General features: G+C 65.8%; 13 protein-coding genes. 8 read left to right on the top strand and 5 right to left on the bottom strand.

The window, feature by feature from the left end:
* A complete protein-coding gene (locus PG900_RS14450) occupies nt 1-1,920 on the bottom strand; it encodes a sensor histidine kinase (protein WP_270831695.1) in 1,920 nt (639 codons plus the stop codon).
* 259 nt (nt 1,921-2,179) lie between these two features.
* Here PG900_RS14450 and dsrO point away from each other — a divergent pair, with 259 nt between their 5' ends.
* The 3 genes from dsrO to PG900_RS14435 are packed head-to-tail and all read left to right on the top strand — an operon-like array spanning nt 2,180 to nt 7,171.
* The gene (gene dsrO / locus PG900_RS14445) at nt 2,180-2,968 is read left to right on the top strand and encodes a sulfate reduction electron transfer complex DsrMKJOP subunit DsrO (RefSeq protein ID WP_042649144.1); all 789 of its coding nucleotides are present in this window, start codon (nt 2,180-2,182) and stop codon (nt 2,966-2,968) included.
* Nucleotides 2,958-4,064, top strand: coding sequence for an NrfD/PsrC family molybdoenzyme membrane anchor subunit (gene nrfD, locus PG900_RS14440; RefSeq protein ID WP_270831693.1), 1,107 nt, complete (start codon nt 2,958-2,960; stop codon nt 4,062-4,064). The genes dsrO and nrfD overlap by 11 nt, the downstream gene beginning before the upstream one ends.
* On the top strand, nt 4,064-7,171 hold the full coding sequence (locus PG900_RS14435; protein WP_270831691.1) for a tetrathionate reductase subunit A: 3,108 nt from the start codon (nt 4,064-4,066) through the stop codon (nt 7,169-7,171). The genes nrfD and PG900_RS14435 overlap by 1 nt, the downstream gene beginning before the upstream one ends.
* A gap of 56 nt (nt 7,172-7,227) precedes the next feature.
* On the opposite strand, the gene PG900_RS14430 is transcribed toward PG900_RS14435, so the two are convergent.
* A complete protein-coding gene (locus tag PG900_RS14430) occupies nt 7,228-8,589 on the bottom strand; it encodes an endonuclease/exonuclease/phosphatase family protein (RefSeq protein ID WP_270831689.1) in 1,362 nt (453 codons plus the stop codon).
* 140 nt (nt 8,590-8,729) lie between these two features.
* Here PG900_RS14430 and PG900_RS14425 point away from each other — a divergent pair, with 140 nt between their 5' ends.
* The 5 genes from PG900_RS14425 (at nt 8,730) to PG900_RS14405 (ending at nt 14,470) form a co-directional block, all read left to right on the top strand.
* Entirely contained in the window at nt 8,730-9,566 is an 837-nt protein-coding gene (locus tag PG900_RS14425; RefSeq protein WP_268029461.1) for a patatin-like phospholipase family protein, read from the top strand.
* 556 nt (nt 9,567-10,122) lie between these two features.
* On the top strand, nt 10,123-11,097 hold the full coding sequence (locus tag PG900_RS14420) for an L-tyrosine/L-tryptophan isonitrile synthase family protein (RefSeq protein ID WP_011707054.1): 975 nt from the start codon (nt 10,123-10,125) through the stop codon (nt 11,095-11,097).
* Nucleotides 11,098-11,107: 10 nt separating this feature from the next.
* On the top strand, nt 11,108-11,983 hold the full coding sequence (locus PG900_RS14415) for a TauD/TfdA dioxygenase family protein (protein WP_270831687.1): 876 nt from the start codon (nt 11,108-11,110) through the stop codon (nt 11,981-11,983).
* Complete coding sequence (locus PG900_RS14410) at nt 11,983-13,266, top strand: glycosyltransferase (protein WP_270831685.1); 1,284 nt, start codon at nt 11,983-11,985, stop codon at nt 13,264-13,266. The genes PG900_RS14415 and PG900_RS14410 overlap by 1 nt, the downstream gene beginning before the upstream one ends.
* 277 nt (nt 13,267-13,543) lie before the next feature.
* Nucleotides 13,544-14,470, top strand: coding sequence for a L,D-transpeptidase family protein (locus PG900_RS14405; protein WP_016351698.1), 927 nt, complete (start codon nt 13,544-13,546; stop codon nt 14,468-14,470).
* Between the two features lie 75 nt (nt 14,471-14,545).
* Here PG900_RS14405 and PG900_RS14400 read toward each other — a convergent pair whose 3' ends face one another.
* From PG900_RS14400 to PG900_RS14390, 3 genes are all read right to left on the bottom strand, one after another.
* Nucleotides 14,546-14,938 carry a VOC family protein gene (locus tag PG900_RS14400; RefSeq protein ID WP_270831683.1) on the bottom strand — a complete coding sequence of 131 codons (393 nt, stop codon included), beginning with the start codon at nt 14,936-14,938 and terminating at the stop codon, nt 14,546-14,548.
* Nucleotides 14,939-15,187: 249 nt separating this feature from the next.
* Nucleotides 15,188-16,528 carry a TldD/PmbA family protein gene (locus tag PG900_RS14395; RefSeq protein ID WP_270831682.1) on the bottom strand — a complete coding sequence of 447 codons (1,341 nt, stop codon included), beginning with the start codon at nt 16,526-16,528 and terminating at the stop codon, nt 15,188-15,190.
* Nucleotides 16,528-17,928 (bottom strand): TldD/PmbA family protein, encoded by a 1,401-nt coding sequence (locus tag PG900_RS14390; protein ID WP_270831681.1) that lies wholly within the window; start codon nt 17,926-17,928, stop codon nt 16,528-16,530. The genes PG900_RS14395 and PG900_RS14390 overlap by 1 nt, the downstream gene beginning before the upstream one ends.
* Between the last annotated feature and the right edge of the window lie 305 nt (nt 17,929-18,233).

Genomic DNA, 18,233 nt, shown 5'->3' with positions numbered 1-18,233 from the left:
TCAGTTCCTCTGTGTCGGCTGGTGGGTGGGGGTGGCTGAGGAGGGAGCCTCGGGTGGCGGCACGGGCAGGATGACCCGGGCCAGGCAGCCGTGGGGGCTCAGGTTTTCCAGGCTGAACTGGCCGCGATGGCTTTCGACCACCTCCCGGCAGATGGCGAGCCCCAGCCCCATGCCATCGGGCTTGTCGCTGTAAAACGCCTGCTGCAGTTCGGTCGCGGGGACCCTCAGGCCGGCGCCGTTGTCGCGGATCTCCAGCAGCAGCCTCTGCACCTCGAAGGCGATCAACAGCTCGACCCGGGCAGGCTCGTGTGCCGCTGCTGGCGTAGGAAGGCGCGCCCTCTGCGCCGCACTCTCGGCGCCATTCTTGATGAGGTTGACCAGCAACTGCTCCATCCCGGTGCCATCCAGAGGTAACGGGCGTGGCTGGCCCCGCCAGTGCAGGGTGAAGGCGACGTCGAGCGGCGCCAGCATCTGCTCCAGCAGGGGGCGCAACTCCTCCACCAGGGTGGTCAGGTCGCAAGGCGCGACGCGGGGAGGGCGCTTCTGCAGCCTGGCTCTGAGCCGGTTGACGGTCTGGGTGATGCGCTGGACCTGGAGCCCTATCTGCTCCAGGGCCTGACGCAGGGAGGCCTGGGCGGCAGCCTGAGTGGGATCCTGTGCCAATCTGTCCAGTCGCAACAAGGCTCCCTGGCTGTAGTTGGCGATGGCGCTGAGGGGCTGATTGATCTCGTGGGCCACGTTGGCGCCCAGCTCGCCCAGTTCGGCGAGCCGTCTGGCCTGTGCCAGCTGGCGTCCCTTCTGTTCGAGCTGGTGGCGGGCTTTGAGCAGCCGGCGCTGGCTGCGGTTGAACAGGTATTGCAGCAGCAGGTGGTGGCCCCCCAGCAGCAGTACCAGCACCAGGGCACCCCAGCCCCACTGCTGATGCTGGCGCAGCCAGTGCCAGGCCGCTTGCCACCAGGGGCACTGCAGCGGGTGGCGATCCAGCGCCTTGAGCAGGCGGTCGATGGCAAGCTCGCTGGTGGGCACGGTCCAGCCCGCCGAATCGGCGGCGATGGCCGCCTCGCTATCAGCGGGCAGATCGTACAGCGCGCGGGTCACCGCCAGCGCCAGCGCGGGGGAGGCCCGCTCTGTCTTGGCGAAGGACCAGTTGGGGTAGAGCCGGGTCGAGCTCTGGCAACCAAAGCCGGCCGGCGCCTGATCGTCCAGCACCCGAAACTCCCCCCTGGCGACCTTGCCTTCCCGCTCCATGCGCTCGAGCTGGCACACCGGCACGATGGCGGCGGCCACCTCCCCTGCCGCCAGCCGCTCGATGAGCCGGTCCAGCGGAAATCCGGTGAACTGCACGGTAGAGAAGAAACGCTCCAGCCTGACCCCCTGTTCGCCCGCCTCGAAGCGATAGGCGAGGTAGCCACCGAAGGCGTTCTCCGAAACGGCGGCGACCGCTTGCCCCTCGAGATCACGCCAGTGTCGGTAGGGGGCCTGGGCAGGCACCACCAGCGCGGCGCCGATGGCGAGGTTGTCCCCCCCGGCCGGGCTCTTGAGGGTGGCGAGCCAAGCCAGCGGATACTGGCGCGCCAGGCTCACCGACTGGCCCGGGTTGGTGATGACGAAATCGAGGTGCTCGCGGGCGACGGCCTCGGCCAGTTCATCGAGCCCCAGCGGATGCAGCACGAAGCGATGGCCGGGCACGCGCTGTGCCAGCCAGTGCAGCAGCGGTTGCCACTGGGCTCTGGCCAGTGCCGGGCCGCGAGTCGCCAGCACGCCGATGCGTATTGGCTCGGCCAAGGCCTGCACTGGCGTGACCTGGGATGGTGCGGGTTGCTGCCGGGCCGGCGCTGGCGAAGAGGGGGTCGGGGCGGCCTGCACCCGCAGCGGCAGAGCTGACAGCGCGAGCCAGAGCAGCAGGCTGAGCAGGGGCAAGGGAACTGGGACGTGCAGGGGGCTCTCCTCTCGGTGCAAAGGGGGCAGTCTATCACCGGGGCGCGCGCTTGCACGCGAACGGGGCCGGGAGGGGCGGCAAACGCCGCCCCGGTCACAGTTCAGCAGGGCTGGGATATTTTTTATTGCGCTGGATCAACCCGGCTCCCGGTATGTGGAAAACCACAATAGAGGCGACTTCCTGCGTTGAGGACAATCGGCCCAACCCCTTTCAAGCCAGCTCAGCAGAAGGAAAGACGCCATGGAGCCCAGCAAGCGCCGATTGTTATCCGGGATCGCCGCCCTCACCGCAGGGGCGGCCCTGATCCCCGTCACCCAGGTTCAGGCGCAGTCCGTTCCCGCTCCCCGCAACGGGCGGGCGGCCATCAGCCGGGGGGACGGGCGCAAGCGTTACGGCATGCTGATCGACCTGCGCCGCTGCGTCGGCTGCCAGGCCTGCACCGTGGCCTGCACCATCGAAAACCAGCCCCCCCTCGGCCAGTTTCGCACCACGGTGAGCCAGTACGAGGTGAGCGACGTGGCCGCCCTCGAGGCTCCCGCCTCCCTCCTGATGCTGCCGAGGCTGTGCAACCACTGCGCCGAGCCCGCCTGCCTCGATGTCTGCCCCACCGGCGCCACCTTCCAGCGCGACGACGGCATCGTCGTGGTCAACAACGACTGGTGCGTCGGCTGCGGCTACTGCGTGCAGGCCTGCCCCTATGACGCCCGCTTCATCAACCACGAGACCAACACCGCCGACAAGTGCACCTTCTGCGCCCATCGGCTGGAGGCGGGGCTCTTGCCCGCCTGCGTCGAGAGTTGTGTCGGCGAGGCGCGCATCATAGGGGATTTGAACGATCCCAAGAGCCGGATCAGCCGCTTGCTGCGCGAACACGAGCCGGCGCTCAAGGTGCTCAAGCCCGAGGCCAATACCCAGCCGCGGGTCTTTTATCTCGGTATGGACGAGGCCTTCGTCAGCAAGGTCGACGGCAACCCGGCCCTGCGCACCCTGCTCACCGACGATGGCAAGGAGATAGCCCATGGTCATTAACGAACTGCTGGCCCCGGCTCAGCCCATCACCTGGCTGCCCTGGGCGGTGCAATATTTCTTTCTCATCGGCCTCGCCTACGGGGCCCTCTGGCTCGGCGCGTTTGAGCTGTGGCGCAAGGCGCCGGATCCGCGGCTGCAGACCCTGGCGGCGGTGCTGATGGTGGCGGCCGGTCTGGTGGCTCCCATCGCCCTGACCGCGGATCTGCACCAGCCGGCCCGGGCCTGGCACTTCTACGCCCAGACGCGCTTTGGCTCCGTCATGTGGTATGGCGCCTATCTGCTGCCGCTGTTCAGCCTGCTCTCCATGCTGCTCGGCTGGCTGCTGCTAAGGCCTGCCCTGGCCCGGCGCGGTGCAGAAGGGGACAAGATAGCCCGCCTTGCCCGGCTGCTTTGCCTGGGAAGCTGGTCGGGGAAATCCTGGCAGCGGCCCCTCTCCCTGCTGGCGGCCGTGAGCGGGCTCAGCATCGCCCTCTACACCGGGCTTGAGACCATGGCGGTGGCGGCGCGCCCGCTCTGGCATACCCCCTGGTTGCCCTGGCTGCTGACCCTGAGTGCCGTGCTGGGGGCCCAGAGTGCCCTGCTGCTGCTCAACCGCTTGCTGGCGGGCTGGGGTGCCCAGACCGAGTCGACTCTGCTGCGCCAAAGTGGCTGGACCTTGAGCCTGCTGGCGCTCTCCCTGCTGGGCTGGGCCCTGTTTGGCGGCGCCTCGGCGGCAGAGGCCGCGGCCCTCTATCGGCTCGACCCGAGCTGGCGGCTGGCGGCCCACTGGCTGCTGTTGACCCTGGGTCTGGCCGGCCTGCTGATGCTGCTGCGGCCAAGGATATCTGCCCGCCTGTCACTCTGGGGGCTGGCGCTGCTGGGGCTGCACCTGGTGTGGGGCCTGCGCTGGCTGGTGCTGATCCAGGGGCAGCTCGCGCCCAAGTACGGGGCCGGCGTCTATCTCTATGAAATCGCCTGGGGTCCGGCCGGTGTGCTCGGCATTCTCGGCACCTTCGGTCTGCTGCTGGCCCTGCTGGTGGCCCTCTCGGAGCTGGTGCGCCCCTCTGCTTCCCCCGCCATCAAGGCATCCACAACTTTTGCACGCGAGGCACTCTGATGGATCACAGCAAACGCAAGTTTCTCAAGGGCGCTGCCATCGCTGGCGGCACCGGGCTGTTCGTCGCCGGTTACAGCGACACCCTCAAGCAGGTGGCGAGCGGCCTTGCCACCGGCAGCTCGGGCAAACCGACCCGGGATCCCATCCATGGCAACTCGCTGGCCGTGGAGTACCGGGTTGACGAGCGGGGGGAGTTGCACCCCAATCCGGCCCAGCGGGTTGCCAACACCATGTGCCTCGGCTGCTGGACCCTGTGCGGAGTGCGGGCCCGCATCGACAATGAGCGCGACCAGATAGTGCGGATCCTGGGCAACCCCTATCACCCCCTCTCCGCCCGCCATCACATCGACTTCAAGACCTCGGTCAAGCAGGCGCTGCTCGCCACCAGCGGCTACCTGGAAGGGGGTCTGGACGGGCGCTCCACCGCCTGCGCCCGGGGCAACGCCATGCTGGAGCAGCTCGACAGCCCGCAGCGAGTCACCCGCTGCCTCAAGCGGGTGGGGCCCCGTGGCAGCGGCCGCTGGCAGAGCATCCCCTTCGAGCAGCTGGTGGCCGAGGTGGTGGAGGGGGGCAATCTGTTTGGCGAGGGCCAGATAGAGGGGCTGCGGGCCATTCGCAACCTCGCCGAGCCGCTCGACCCGGCCAACCCGGAGTACGGCCCCAGGGCCAACCAGCTGCTGGTGAGCAATGCCTCGGACGAGGGGCGGGATCACTTCATCAAGCGCTTCACCTTCAACAGCTTCGGCACCCGCAACTTCGCCAACCACGGCGCATACTGCGGCCTGTCGTTCCGGGTCGGGGCCGGCGCCCTGCTGGACGATCTGGAGAAGAACGCCCACCTCAAGCCGGACTGGGACGAGAGCGACTTCCTGCTGTTCATGGGCACTTCGCCCCAGCAATCGGGCAACCCCTTCAAGCGCCAGTCCCGTCAGCTGGCTGCGAACCGGGCGCGGCAGGGCAAGCCGTTCTCCTACGTGGTGGTGGCCCCCAGCCTGCCCAGCACGGTGAACATGCCCTCCGCCCCCGCTAATCGCTGGCTGCCCATCCGCCCTGCCACCGACTCGGCGCTGGCCATGGCCATGCTGCGCTGGATCATCGACCACCAACGCTACGCCGAGCCTTTCCTGACGGCCCCCCATGCCGCTGCCGCCGAGCGGGCCGGCTATCGCGGTTTTTGCAACGCCAGCCATCTGGTTGTCTGCGACGAGGGGCATCCGCGCTTCGGCCAGATGCTGCGGGCAAGCGATCTCGGCTTGCCCTTTGAGGGGGAAGCCTATGGAGAGGGGGACGCCATGCTGGTAGAGGAGGCGAACAGCGGCGAGCCGAGACCCGCCGACCAGTGCGAGCGGGCCAACCTCTGGGTGGATAGCCCCATTCAGGGCCCCAAGGGGGAGTTCATGGTCAAGAGCAGCTTCCAGCTGCTGGCCGAGGCGTGCCGGGAGCACTCCCTAGCGCAATACAGCGCCGAGTGCGCCGTGCCGGTGAGCGATATCGAGGCGCTGGCGCGGGAGTTCACCAGCCACGGCACCCGGGCGGCGGTGGTCTCCCATGGCGGTACCATGAGCGCCAATGGCTTCTACTCGGCCTGGGCCATCATGATGCTCAACGTCATGGTAGGGAACTTGAACGCAAGGGGCGGCGCCGTGGCGAGCGGCGGCAAGTTCGATCCCTTCGGGGCGGGGCCGCGCTACGATCTGGCGAGCTTCCCCGGCATGGTCAAGCCCGCCGGGGTCTTCCTGTCGCGATCCAAGTTCCCCTACGAGAAAACTTCCGAATATCGGCGCAAGCGTGAGGCGGGCCAGAACCCCTATCCGGCGCAAGAGCCCTGGTTCCCCATCTCCGGCCCCTTGCTCGGCGAACACCTGACCGCGGCGGTGAATGGTTACCCCTACCGGCTCAAGGCCTGGATCAACCACATGGGCAACCCCCTCTACGGCCAGGCCGGGCTCAGCAAGGCCATAGGCGAGCAGTTGAAAGACCCCAAGGTGCTGCCGCTCTTTATCAGCATCGACAGCTTCATCAACGAGTCGTCGGCGCTGTCGGACTACCTAGTGCCGGATACCCTGACCTACGAGTCCTGGGGCTGGGCCACCGCCTGGCACGGGGTGATGACCAAGGTCTCCACCGGCCGCTGGCCCATAGTGGAGCCTCGCGTCGCCAAGACCGCCGAGGGAGATCCGGTCTGCATGGAGTCTTTCTTTATCGCGGTGGCCAAACGGCTGGGGTTGCCGGGCTTTGGCGAGGGGGCGGTCGAGGGGACAGATGGCAGCTTGCATGGCTTGAACCGGGCGGCGGACTTCTCCCTCTACGGGGCGGCCAACGTCGCCTATCTCGGCGAGCCGGTGCCTGCCATAGATCCTGAGGATCTCGCCTGGTCCGGGGTGGAACGGATCCTGCCGGTGCTGAATGCCACTTTGAGCCCGGAGGAGGCGGGCCGCGCCGCCTATCTCTTCGCTCGCGGCGGGCGCTTCGAGCCGGCGGCCAAGGGGCGCGACGAAGCGGGTCAGCCGAGCAAGCGCTGGCCCAAGCCGCTGATGGTGTGGAACCCCGAGGTGGGCAGCCGCCGCCACAGCCAGAGCGGCCGGTTCTTGAGCGGTACCCCGCGCTTTTTCCGCCCCCAGCTGGCGGACGGCACGCCGCTCAATGAGGCGTTCAAGCCGGCCCAGTGGCCGCTGCTGCTCACCAGCTACAAGTCCCACACCATGAGCTCCATGAGCATCGGCTCGGATCGCCTGCGCCAGGTGAACCCCAGCAACCGGGTGCGGCTCAATGTGCAGACGGCGGCGCAGCTGGGCGTCGAGAGCGGGGACAGGGTGCGGGTCAGCACCCCGGATGGCAGCGTGATCGGGGTGGCCGAGTGCGTGGCCGGGGTGCAGGCCGATGCCATCGCCATCGAACACGGTTTCGGCCACAAGGAGCTGGGGGCGCGGGAACACTGGATAGACGGCCAGAAAGTGGTCGCCAATCCGCTGCGCGGAGCCGGGGTCAACCTCAACGATCTGGCGGTGCTGGATCCCAGCCGTCATGGCCGCTACCCCCTGGTGGACTGGGCCATCGGCTCGTCGGCCCGCCAGGGGCTGCCGGCCCGGGTGGAGAAGCTGGTATGACGATCCAATGAAAACGGGGCCTGCGGGCCCCGTTGCTTGTCTGCTCTGCGTCACTGTCACAGTTTGAAGTCGACCCACACCAGGCGGTGATCCGAGCTGACGCCCTTGGCGATGCCCAGCTTGGCATCGTACACCAGGTGGTAGCCAGGTTCGAAGCTGGCCGGCCAGAACACGCCGGAGGCGACCGCGTTCAGGTTGGCGGAGGGCAGCACGTGGTCGAGCTGCAGGCCGCTGCTGCTGGTAATGCGCTCCGGGGTGGGGCGGTTGTTGTTGCGCTTGCACTGATCCGGCTGGCTGGCGAGGCACTCGGGGCCGCCCTGGCTGACCGGGATCAGGGCGCCGTTGGTGACGGTCTGATTGACCAGCACATGGTTGTGCAGATCCTGAATGGCGGTGAGATCCCCATCGCCAATCTGGGGATCGGCGTTGAGATCGCCGGCGATGACGAACTTGGCGCCCGCGGGCAGGCCACCGGCCTTGCCGGCGTCATCCACCATGTAGCTGGCGGTCTCTACATAGTCCTGCCAGAAGGCGACTTCGGCCCGGTTGTGCTTGACGTTGTGGCGCGCCGCGTTGCCGAAGATGGGCGGAGTCGGGTGGGAGATGAGGAAGTGGATCACCTCCTCCTTGTTGCCACGCTTGATGCGCACCGGCACGTCGGCGTGGTTCTTGGACGAGAGCGGGAAGGCCTGCCAGGCGGCGTCGTCATACCAGGCATCGCCGCATTGGCGGCCGGCCGGGATCGGTGCCTTGGCATTGTTGCAGTCGTCGATGACGGGGTTCGCTTCGCCCGGCATGTCCTTCCACTTGAATTTCTGGAAGGTGCGGATCTGCTTGGTATCGATGGGGTACTGGGACATCACGGCGAAGGCGTACTGGCCGTGGTAGTTGCCAAAGCCCCAGGCGTCGTCCGGCCCGTTGTTGATCTTGCCGTCCAGGTTGAGGTCATGGCCGCTCATCAGGCCGGTGTTGGTGGCGAAGTTCTGCAGCACCGGGTAGCTGATGGCCTTCACCTCGTCGTGCTGGGCATGGGCCAGGTAGTTGTCGTTGAAGGCTTTGAGGTCCGTGGTGTCGCTGCCCTTGCCGTCATTGTCGAATTCGTTGAGCAGGAACACGTCCGGCCGGGTGCGCTGGATGATTTCGGCAATGTTGCGGATCTGCTGCACGTCGAGGGCCTTGGTCTTCTCGGCGCCGCTCAAGGTGCCGTCGGCGAGGCGGGCCAGCAGGGCATCCTGTTCGGTGCGACTGAGGGCCAATTCACCGGCGAGCATGCCGGCGGCGGTGCGATCGAAGGAGAGGTTGAAGGTAGCGAAGCGAACCATGGGGGTCGGGGTCTCGGAGTCATTTTGGCTGTTACAGCCTGCCATCAATCCGAGGGAAATGGCAGCGGCCAGTAGGGATTTGCTGATATTTTTCATTGTAATATTCCGTAGCATCAATAAGTTATACCTTGCTCATGGGGAGCGAAGGCGTGCCCATTATAGGGATCCCGGCCGACAGCCGGGCTCTGAATGGGCCAAAGTGTGAGACCATTCACAGAGCAAAACGGGGAGGCGAGATGAGTCGGCGACAGACGGCCCTGGTGGTCGAGGGGGGCGCCATGCGCGGCATTTTCGCCGCCGGGGTGCTGGATGTGTTTCTGGCCAAGGGCCGCACGGCGTTTGATCACTGCATCGGGGTATCGGCCGGGGCGGTCAATCTGGCGGCCTTTCTGGCCGGTCAGCAGGGGCGCAACCACAACGTCATCACCGACTACTCCTGCCGTCCCGAGTTCATCAACCTGGCCAAGTTCTTGCGCGGCGGCCACTGGCTCGATCTCGACTGGCTGTGGGCGATCACCATCCGCGAGTGCCGGCTCGATCTGGCGCGCTTTGCCGCCAACCCGGTGCCGCTGACCGTGGTGACCACCCGGGTCGCGGACGGCCAGGCCGCCTACCTCAAGGCCAATGCCGCCGAGCTGGAGCAGCAGATCAAGGCCTCCTGCTCGGTGCCGCTGGTCTACCGGGACTTCGTGCGCATCGACGGGGAGGCAATGACGGATGGCGGGGTGGCCGACTCCATTCCGGTGCGCCACGCCTATGAGCAGGGAGCGCGCGACATCACAGTGGTGCTCTCCCGCCCGCTGGGGTATCGCAAGCGGGCGCCGCGCCTGCCCGCCCTGCATCGCTACCTGCTGCGCGAGACACCGGCCCTGGCTCGCGCCAGCCTCTCGCGTCATCAAAGCTACAACGATGCCATCGACTTCATCCGCCAGCCGCCAGCCGATTGCCGCATCCGGGTCATAGTGCCGCCGGCGGGTTTTCGGGTCGGCCGCATGACCACCGACCGGGGACGGCTGGAGCAGGGTTACCAGATGGGCTGGCAGGCGGCCCTCGACTATCTAGGGAGCGCTTAGGCGTGCTCTGTGTACAGTTTCGGCCCCGAACGGGGCCGCCACCATGAAAGCGCATGGCGATGGCGCAGCAGGTCTGTGACGCGTCATTTCGCCCGGTCATTCCCCCTCTTGCTCGGCGGTGGCTGCACTCTGTTCGTCTGCTTAATATGTAGCTGGATAATTATTTGCGATATTTACAGCGAAATGGTCAGGATTGCCACCCTGAAAAAATATGACTATTAAGCTGTGCTAAATAATCCACGAGTCAATTTGTGACTTAATAATAAAACGACCGGGGAACTTTTCTGACTGGTTATATTTGATACGCATTTATTTAAATAAAATTTGTTTATATTCATATGTATAGTTCAACATAACTTATGCGAAATAGATTATTCGCTGCGGGTTGAATCTGTTTACATCAATGGCGAATTGATAGCCTGACTTCATCTCGGCTACTGTCCCCTCTCGATTCGTTTGGGTAGCAAACGGATACAAAAATAATAACGACAGAGACTGGACGCATTGATAAAGAGTCATCTTTATTGATTTTAATCCTGCCAAAGGAGCCGGAATAATGAGTGGTTTATCTTCCCATCATATTGCCCAAAATATATTTGCCGAGCTGTTGCCTTATCGCCGCCGCTTCCCCGATCCCATTCTGGATCGGCAGCAGGAGGAAGCAGAGGTGGCCGCCATCCAGATCCCCCGTCTGCAGGCCTTCATCGAGCGGGGCGAGACCATCACCTGCGTGCTGCCCGCCTTCCCCACCAAGTCGCCCAATCCGAACAAGGTGCTGGGCACCCTGCCGGACATGGCGGAGCGGCTCTCCCTCAGCTTTCTCAACCACCTCTGCCAGCGCATCCAGCTGCACTATGCGCCCGGCATGCGGATCCTCATCTGCTCGGACGGCCATGTGTTCGGTGACCTCATCCGGGTGGCGGACCCGGCCATCGACGCCTATCAGGCCCACATCGAGCAGCTGATCCTGGAGCTGGGGGCGACCCACCTCGGGGTCTTCCACTTAGGGATGGTGGCTGGCATGGCCGAGTTTTGCGCCAGCCGCGACTTCGACACCCTGCGCGAACAGCTGGTCGAGCGCTATGCCGAGCCGCTGGCACAGATCACGGAAGAGGTGAGAAGCACCGAGGAGGGCATTCGCCTCTATCGCGCCATGACCCGCTTCCTCTATGAAGACAGCCAGCTGCCGGATACCCCGCTCTCCAACACGGCGCTGCAGCGGGATGCCAAGGCGCGCACCCATGCGGTGATCCAGCGCAGCCGTGCCTGGGGCAACCTGCTGGCGGAGCGCTTCCCCGAGGCGATCCGCCTCTCCATCCACCCCCAGGCGAGCCACAGCTTGAAGATGGGCATCCACATGCTGCCGACCCGGGATGACTGGCTCACCCCCTGGCACGGAGTGGCGGCCAACCTGGATGGCCAGTTCGTGCTGATGAAGCGGCGCGACGTGCTGGCGATGGAGCATGAGCTGGTCCACATCCACGGCCGTCCGAGCCACTACCTGATCAACGGCAAGCAGGCCGCCGCCTGAGGAGTTTCCCATGACTGCATCCATCGTTACCCTCGGCGGCGAGCGCTGCCGTATCCTGCCACAAGCCCCGTTCGGACTGCTGATTGAACCGGCCCGCAACGCCCAGCCGGTGCAGAGCCTGGCTATCGAGACGCTGCGCGAGCTGGCCCGCCGCCACGGCGTGCTGATCCTGCGCGGGTTCGAGTCCGGCTTCACCGATCCCGAGCGGTTGACCCGCTACGGCGAGGAGTGGGGCGAGATCATGATGTGGCCCTTCGGCGCCGTGCTGGACGTAAAGGAGCACGAGAACGCCACCGACCACATCTTCGACTCCAGCTATGTGCCGCTGCACTGGGACGGCATGTACAAGCTGACCCTGCCCGAGTTCCAGCTGTTTCACTGCGTGCACGCCCCGGCGGCGGACGAAGGGGGGCGCACCACCTTCATCAATACCCGCCAATTGCTCACCGAGCTGGACGGCGAGCGGCTGGCCCGCTGGGAGCGGGTGCACATTACCTATCGCATCAAGCAGGTGGTGCACTACGGCGGCCAGGTGCGCTCGCCGCTGCTGGTGCCCCACCCGGTGAGCGGTGAGACGGTGCTGCGCTACAACGAGCCGCCGCGCGAGGGGGTACGTTTTCTCAACCAGCATGCCCTCCAGATTGAGGGGGTGGCACCGGCCGAGCAGGCCGCCTTCCTGCAGGATCTGCACCAGCGGCTCTACGACCCGCGCTACTTCTATGCCCACCAGTGGCAAGGGGGGGACGTGGTGATCGCCGACAACCTCGGCCTGTTGCACGGCCGCGAGGGGTTCACCGCCCGCTCGGCCCGCCACATCCAGCGGGTCCACATCCAGGCCAGCCCGGTCTGCCTCAACCCGGCGCTGGCGCCGCAAGGGGCGGCGTGATGGCGACCATTTTGTTGGCGGCCACCGCCACCCCGGGCCACGTCAATCCCATGCTGGCGGCGGTCCGTCTGCTGGTGGCGCAGGGGCATAGAGTGCTGATGCTGTGCGGCGCCCTGTTCGAGCAGCGCATCCGCGCAACCGGTGCCGAATTCGTGCCCTTCGCCCCCGAGGTGGACTTTGACTACCGGGCGCTGGAGCGGCATTTTCCCGAGCGGGCCAGCCTGAGCGGTACCGCCCAGATGGCGCTGGCGCTTAAGCGCTTCTTCGCCGCCCCCATGGCGCAGCACGACCGCCATCTGCGGGCGCTGATTGCGGCGGAGGGGGTGGATCTGCTGCTGGTGGAGAACGGCTTCTACGGCGTGCTGCCGCTGTTGCAGCAGGGGGACGGGCGGCGCCTTCCCATCCTGATGCTGGGGGTGAACCCGGTCTCCTTCTCGAGTCCGGATGCCATCTTCTACGGCCCGCGCATTCCTCCCGAGCTGCGCCGCTCCCTTGGTGAGCTGCCCTGGCTCGACGAGCCGACCCGGCAACTGCAAAGGGAGGTACAGCAGAGCTTCGATGCCGCGCTGGCCGAGGCGGGGGCACCGCCGCTGACGGCCCCCTTCACCGATGTGATGGTGATGGCCCCCGATGCCTTTTTGCAGCTCTCCTGCGCCGGCTTTGAATACGAGCGGCCGGAGCTGGAGGGGGTGATCCGCTATGTCGGCCCGCTGCTGCCCCCCCGGATTGAGCTGACGCCGCCGCCCTGGTGGGAGCGGCTCGATGAGCGGCCGCTGGTCATCGTCAGCCAGGGCACTCTGGCCAACGTGGATTTGGGGCAGTTGCTGCTGCCGGCCATGCAGGGGCTGGCCGGCGACGAGCTGCAACTGCTGCTGACTACCGGCGGGCGGGATCCGGCGCTGCTCGGCGCCGCCGTCCCGGCCAATGCCATCGTTACCGAACACGTGCCGTTCGAGCTGGCGCTGCCCCGCGCCGCTGTGCTGGTGACCAACGGCGGTTATGGCTCGGTGCAGGCCGCTCTGGCGCACGGGGTGCCGCTGGTGGTGGCGGGCACCGGGGAGGACAAGGCGGAGGTGGCCACCCGGGTGGCGTGGAGCGGCGCCGGCATCAATCTGCACAGCAACGAGCCGACGGCGGACGCGGTGGCGGTGGCGGTGCGCAAGCTGGTGCACGAGCCGCGCTATCGGGCCAGGGCCCGGCTGCTGGCCGACGAGATGGCTGCGCTCGATGCCCGCGCCGCCATCGCCGGGGCGGTGACGGCCCTGCTCGGCAGGCAAGGGTGATCCCGTGATGAAACAGGGAGGCTCGATGGCCTCCCTGTTGTTCAGCTTGCGCTCAGTTTGTGGCTGCTAGGGTGGCCAGGGTGACAAGAGGCGGCGTCAGCGGCGCCGGATGCGCTTTTTCCTGCAAAAAGAGCGATCCCGACGTTGAATTTTTGGCCGACTCAGGAAAGAATGCGCGCTCGGTAATCGACCTCGGACGCAAGGTACTCGTCACGGGCCAGACCGAGGATGAAATGGCCGTCGGCCAACTTGGTACAGGAAACCACACAGGAATTTTATGAATCCCCTTCGCACTGCCGCTTCGGCTCTTTTATGTACTCTGGCGCTGGTCAGCCAGCAGGCCGCCGCCGTTGAATACCAGCTGCCTGCAGCCAACAGCCGCCTGATCGGTGAGAACCAGGAGTACGTGGTACCTGCGGACAACCGTCCGCTGGAGCAGATCGCCTCCGACTTCCAGTTGGGTCTGACCAACATCATGGAAGCCAACCCGGGTGTCGACCCCTACCTGCCCAAGGCGGGCAGCAAACTGGTCATCCCCCATCAGCTGATCCTGCCCAACGCTCCCCGCGAAGGGATCGTCATCAACGTGGCGGAGATGCGTCTCTACTACTACCCGAAAGGCAAGAACGTGGTGCAGGTGCTGCCCATCGGCATCGGCCAGCTGGGGGTCAACACCCCGGAGAACTGGATCACCAAGGTGGAGCGCAAGCGCGCCAACCCGACCTGGACCCCGACCGAGAACATCCGTCGCCGCTACGCCGCCCAGGGCAAGACCCTGCCGGCGGTTTGGCCGGCCGGTCCGGACAATCCCATGGGCCTGCACGCCCTCTACATCGGCAACCTGTATGCCATTCACGGCACCAACGCCACCTTCGGCATCGGTCTGCGGGTGAGCAGCGGTTGCGTGCGTCTGCGCGCCGACGACATCAAGTACCTGTTCGACAACGTGCCGGTCGGCACTCGCGTCCAGTTCGTCAACCAGCCGGTCAAGACCACGGTCGAGCCGGATGGCGGTCGCTACATGGAAGTGCACGAGCCGCTGTCACGCAACGAGGAGGAGTTCAACTCCACCGCCTCCGTGCCGCTGCCCATGACCCCGGCCACCACCCGCTTCATCGCCCACATGGACAGCGACTCCAATGTGGTCAAGCAGGTGCTGGAACAGCGTACCGGCATGCCGACCCGTCTCAACCCGCAGGTCTGATGACCGGGAAGACTGGCCAATGCACAACGGCGACCATGAGGTCGCCGTTGTTGTTTCTGGCTCTGTCACCGGTTGTCAGCTGGCGGGAGGGGCATAGAGGGCCAGCCAGTTGCCCTCGCTATCTTCGATGATGACCCGGCAGCCATGGCCGCTGCCGATGCTGTGCAGGGGCTCGAGCACCCGTCCGCCGATCTTGGGCACCAGCTGTTCAGCCTCCTGCAGGCGCTGGCCAAGGGCGAGGTAGATGAGGGGGCCCGTGTGCCCTGGCTGGTGGTACTTGTCCATGGGGCCGAGACAGGCCGCCGCGTTGTTACCATCGTGGCGCAACATGGCGAAGCGGATCTCCTCCTGTATCGGCGTGACCGGCACGTCGAGCAGGGCCGAGTAGAAGGCCATGGCGCGATCCAGATCCCGTGTCGGAATGTCGGCCCAGACCAGGGTATTGTCCATCTTGGTGATCTCCAGCATGTTCCGGCCGATGCGACCGGCGGCGCTGTTCCTTGCTGACGGCCTCTCGCGGCAGCTCGCAGGCAGCTTCCTAGAGGTTAGGAGCGGCCCATGAGGGGCGCCAGAGCGAAAAAAGCGGCGCCTGATGGCGCCGCTTTCGGGTGGGAAGCTGGAGGTTTTTCCCTCGATATACAGTTACTTGCCGGCGATGCTTAGCCCGCCGATGCGGATGAATGGAGGAGCATGATGCTCCTGGTCATCCATCGGCGGTTACTTGCCGGCGATACTCAGCCCGCCGAAGCGGATAAGAGGCGCGTAGAAGCTCTTGCCGTCGTCGTGGTGCAGCACGTTGGCGACCGCTTCCAGCTCACCCAGCAGGCGATAGAAGTTGCCCGCCACCGTGATGCCGCGCACCGGCGCCACCCGCACGCCGTCCCGACACAGGAAGCCGGAGGCACCGAACGAGAAGTCGCCGCTCACCGCATCGGCGCCGGAGTGCAGGCCGTCCAGCTTGACCAGCTCCAGGTACTCGCCGCCTTGCGCCTCGGCCTCGCTGTGGGGGCCGAGCCCGAACACCAGGTGGCGCGGGCTGACATCCAGCGCACTGCGGGCGCTGCGCGCCGCCGAGCCGTTGCTGGCCAGGCCAAAGTGGTGGGCGGTGGCGCTGTTGTGCAGCAGGGTTTTGAGCTCCCCTTCGCCGATCAACAGCAGATCCCGGGTGGGGGCACCCTCGCCATCGAAAGCCTTGATGTGCATGCCACCCGGCATATAGGCCCGGCTCTCCAGGATGAGCCAGCGGGAGGCCACCGACTGGCCCAGCTTGTCGCGCCAGGGGTTGATCCCCTGCTGGGCCCACTTGCCCGACAGCGCTGCCTGGAAGCAGCCGAACAGGCTGGCCAGGGCATTGGTGTCGAAGATGGCGCTGTAGTGGCCGCTCGGCACCGCGTCCCCCGCCAGCAGGCCGTCGGCCACGGCGTGGATCTGGCGGATGAGGGTCTGGCTGTCCAGCGCATCGAAGCGGCGTTCATACTGCCCCTGGGAGAACATGGACTGACGGCCGTCGCGCTCGATGAGGGCGGAGCTGTAGCAGCCGACGCTGAACGCCTGATGCTGGCAGAGGCTGCCCTGGCTGTTGGCGAGCCACAGCCGGCCCTCTCCCTCGAAGAAGCTGTTGTAGGGGGCGCCGGTCACGTCCGGCAGCGCCAGCATGTCCGACTCGAGGCGCAGGGCCAAGGCAATCTTCTCCTCCACGGGGGTGGTGTCGGGCTGATTGATTTCGGCGCAGTCGGTGGCGAGCCGGCTCTGCTGCACGGCGATGGTCTGATCCGGGTCTACCTTGGCGAAGCGGCTGGCATCCAGCGCATCCTGCAGCATGGCGGCCAGCGCCGACTCGTCGAGGGATTCCGAATAGGCGATGCCGACCCGGCCCTCTTTTATCAGCCGAATGCCGATCTGCTGGCTGCTGGTGACCTTGTATTCGCTGAGTTCGCCCTTGTCGGCCTTGAGGGAGAAGGCCTTGTCCTGGTTGGCGATGATGTCCGCCTCGGCACCGAGATCGGCGACCTGGTCCAGCAAACGGGTCAGTAGTTGGTTCATGTCGAGTTGGCTCATCAGGCGTTCCCCCCTACCAGAATGCTGTCAACCTTGAGCGGCGGCTGGCCGACGGATGCCGGAATTGAGCCGGAGACCGATCCGCACATGCCGGCGGAGAGGGCCAGATCGCGCCCCACCATGGAGATCTCCTTGAGCACCTGCGGGCCGGTACCGATCAGGGTGGCCGACTTGAGCGGCCGGGTGATCTTGCCCCCTTCGATGAGGTAGGCCTCCTGCACGTTGAAGTTGAACTCGCCGGTGCCGGGCTGCACCGAGCCCCCTCCCATCCGCTTGGCATAGATGCCGTGCTCCACGGTTGCCAGCATCTCGTCCAGGCTGTGATTGCCCGGCTCTATGTAGGTGTTGCGCATGCGCGAGGCCGGCGCGAACTTGTAGGATTCGCGGCGCCCGGAACCGGTACGGGCGTAGCCGGTGCGCAGGGCCCCCATCCGGTCCACCAGGAAGCCGGTGAGCACGCCATCTTTGATGAGCTGGGTGTGCTGAGTCGCCATTCCCTCGTCATCGACGTTGATGGAACCCCAGGCGTTGCCCTGCAGCCCCTCGTCCACCGCGCTGACCGCCGGATTGGCGATGAGCTGGCCCATCTTGTCGTGGAACACCGAGGCCTTCTTGGCCACCGAAGTGGTCTCCAGCAGGTGGCCGCACGCCTCGTGGAAGATGACGCCGCCAAAGCCGCTCTCCATGATGACCGGCAGCTTGCCGCTCGGGCAGGGGGCTGCGCCCAGTTTCACCAGCGCCTGGCGGGTAGCTGTGAGGGCCAGCTCGCGGGGATCCACGCCGGCGGCGTGTTCCCAGCCCATCATGGCGCCAGGGGCTTCGTAACCTACGCTCTGTTCGCTGCCAAGGGCGGCGATGGTCTGGGCCATGATGCGGTTGTAGTGGCGGCGATCGCTCACCTGCACCCCTTCGCTGTTGAAGATCTCTACCTCCTGTTCCCAGCCCAGCACGTTGCCGGCAAACTGGCTCACCTTGGTGCTCTCGGCGCGGGCTGCGACATCCATGGCGTGCAGGTAGGCAATCTTCTGTTCCAGCAACTTGTCGGCTGAGAGCGGCAAGGCCACCGGGTTGCGATCGCTCAGGCGACTGAAATCGAAGGCGGTGGCAGTCACTACGGGGTCACGCCGGTCCTTGGCCGCCAGCAGGCTGACGATGCGCAACAGCTCATCGCGGCTGGCCAGGTTGGTGTAGCCGTAGAGCACCTTGTGGCCGTAGCACAGGCGCACACCGATGCCGAAATCGAGGCCACCGCTGATGTTTTCTATCTGGCTGGAGAGCAGGCTGAGCTGGCTGCGGCGCTTGCGCTCCACAAACAGCTCGGCGAAGTCGGCACCCAGCGCCAGCGCGTGATCGAGCACGTCGCGGGCGATGGCAGGGGCCAACAGGGAGAATGGAGTCATAGAATTTCCTTATTCTGGTCTGTCCGTTTGCTTCCGATACCCGGCTCTGATTGTTATGGGGTAGCGTTTCCATTGTTGCAGACCAGCACAAAAAAGTCGCTATAGCGTCATGCGATGATACCGATTGAGAAAATCGGTGCGATTTATGCGCCCGGCGGCCCGAAACCCGGCCGCCGGCAGTCAGTGAAGCGTCGCCGCTGACGTTTGTTCAATCAAGGGGCCTTTGACCAGGCCTTCGTCGTCATGCCGTGTGGGGAGAGGGCGATGGCTGGGGGCCATCGCCACTGGTGTCAGTCAACCCTGCT

This window comes from Aeromonas sp. QDB03 (assembly GCF_027707985.1).
GTDB lineage: Bacteria > Pseudomonadota > Gammaproteobacteria > Enterobacterales > Aeromonadaceae > Aeromonas > Aeromonas hydrophila.
This window is presented reverse-complemented; position numbering and strand designations above follow the sequence as displayed.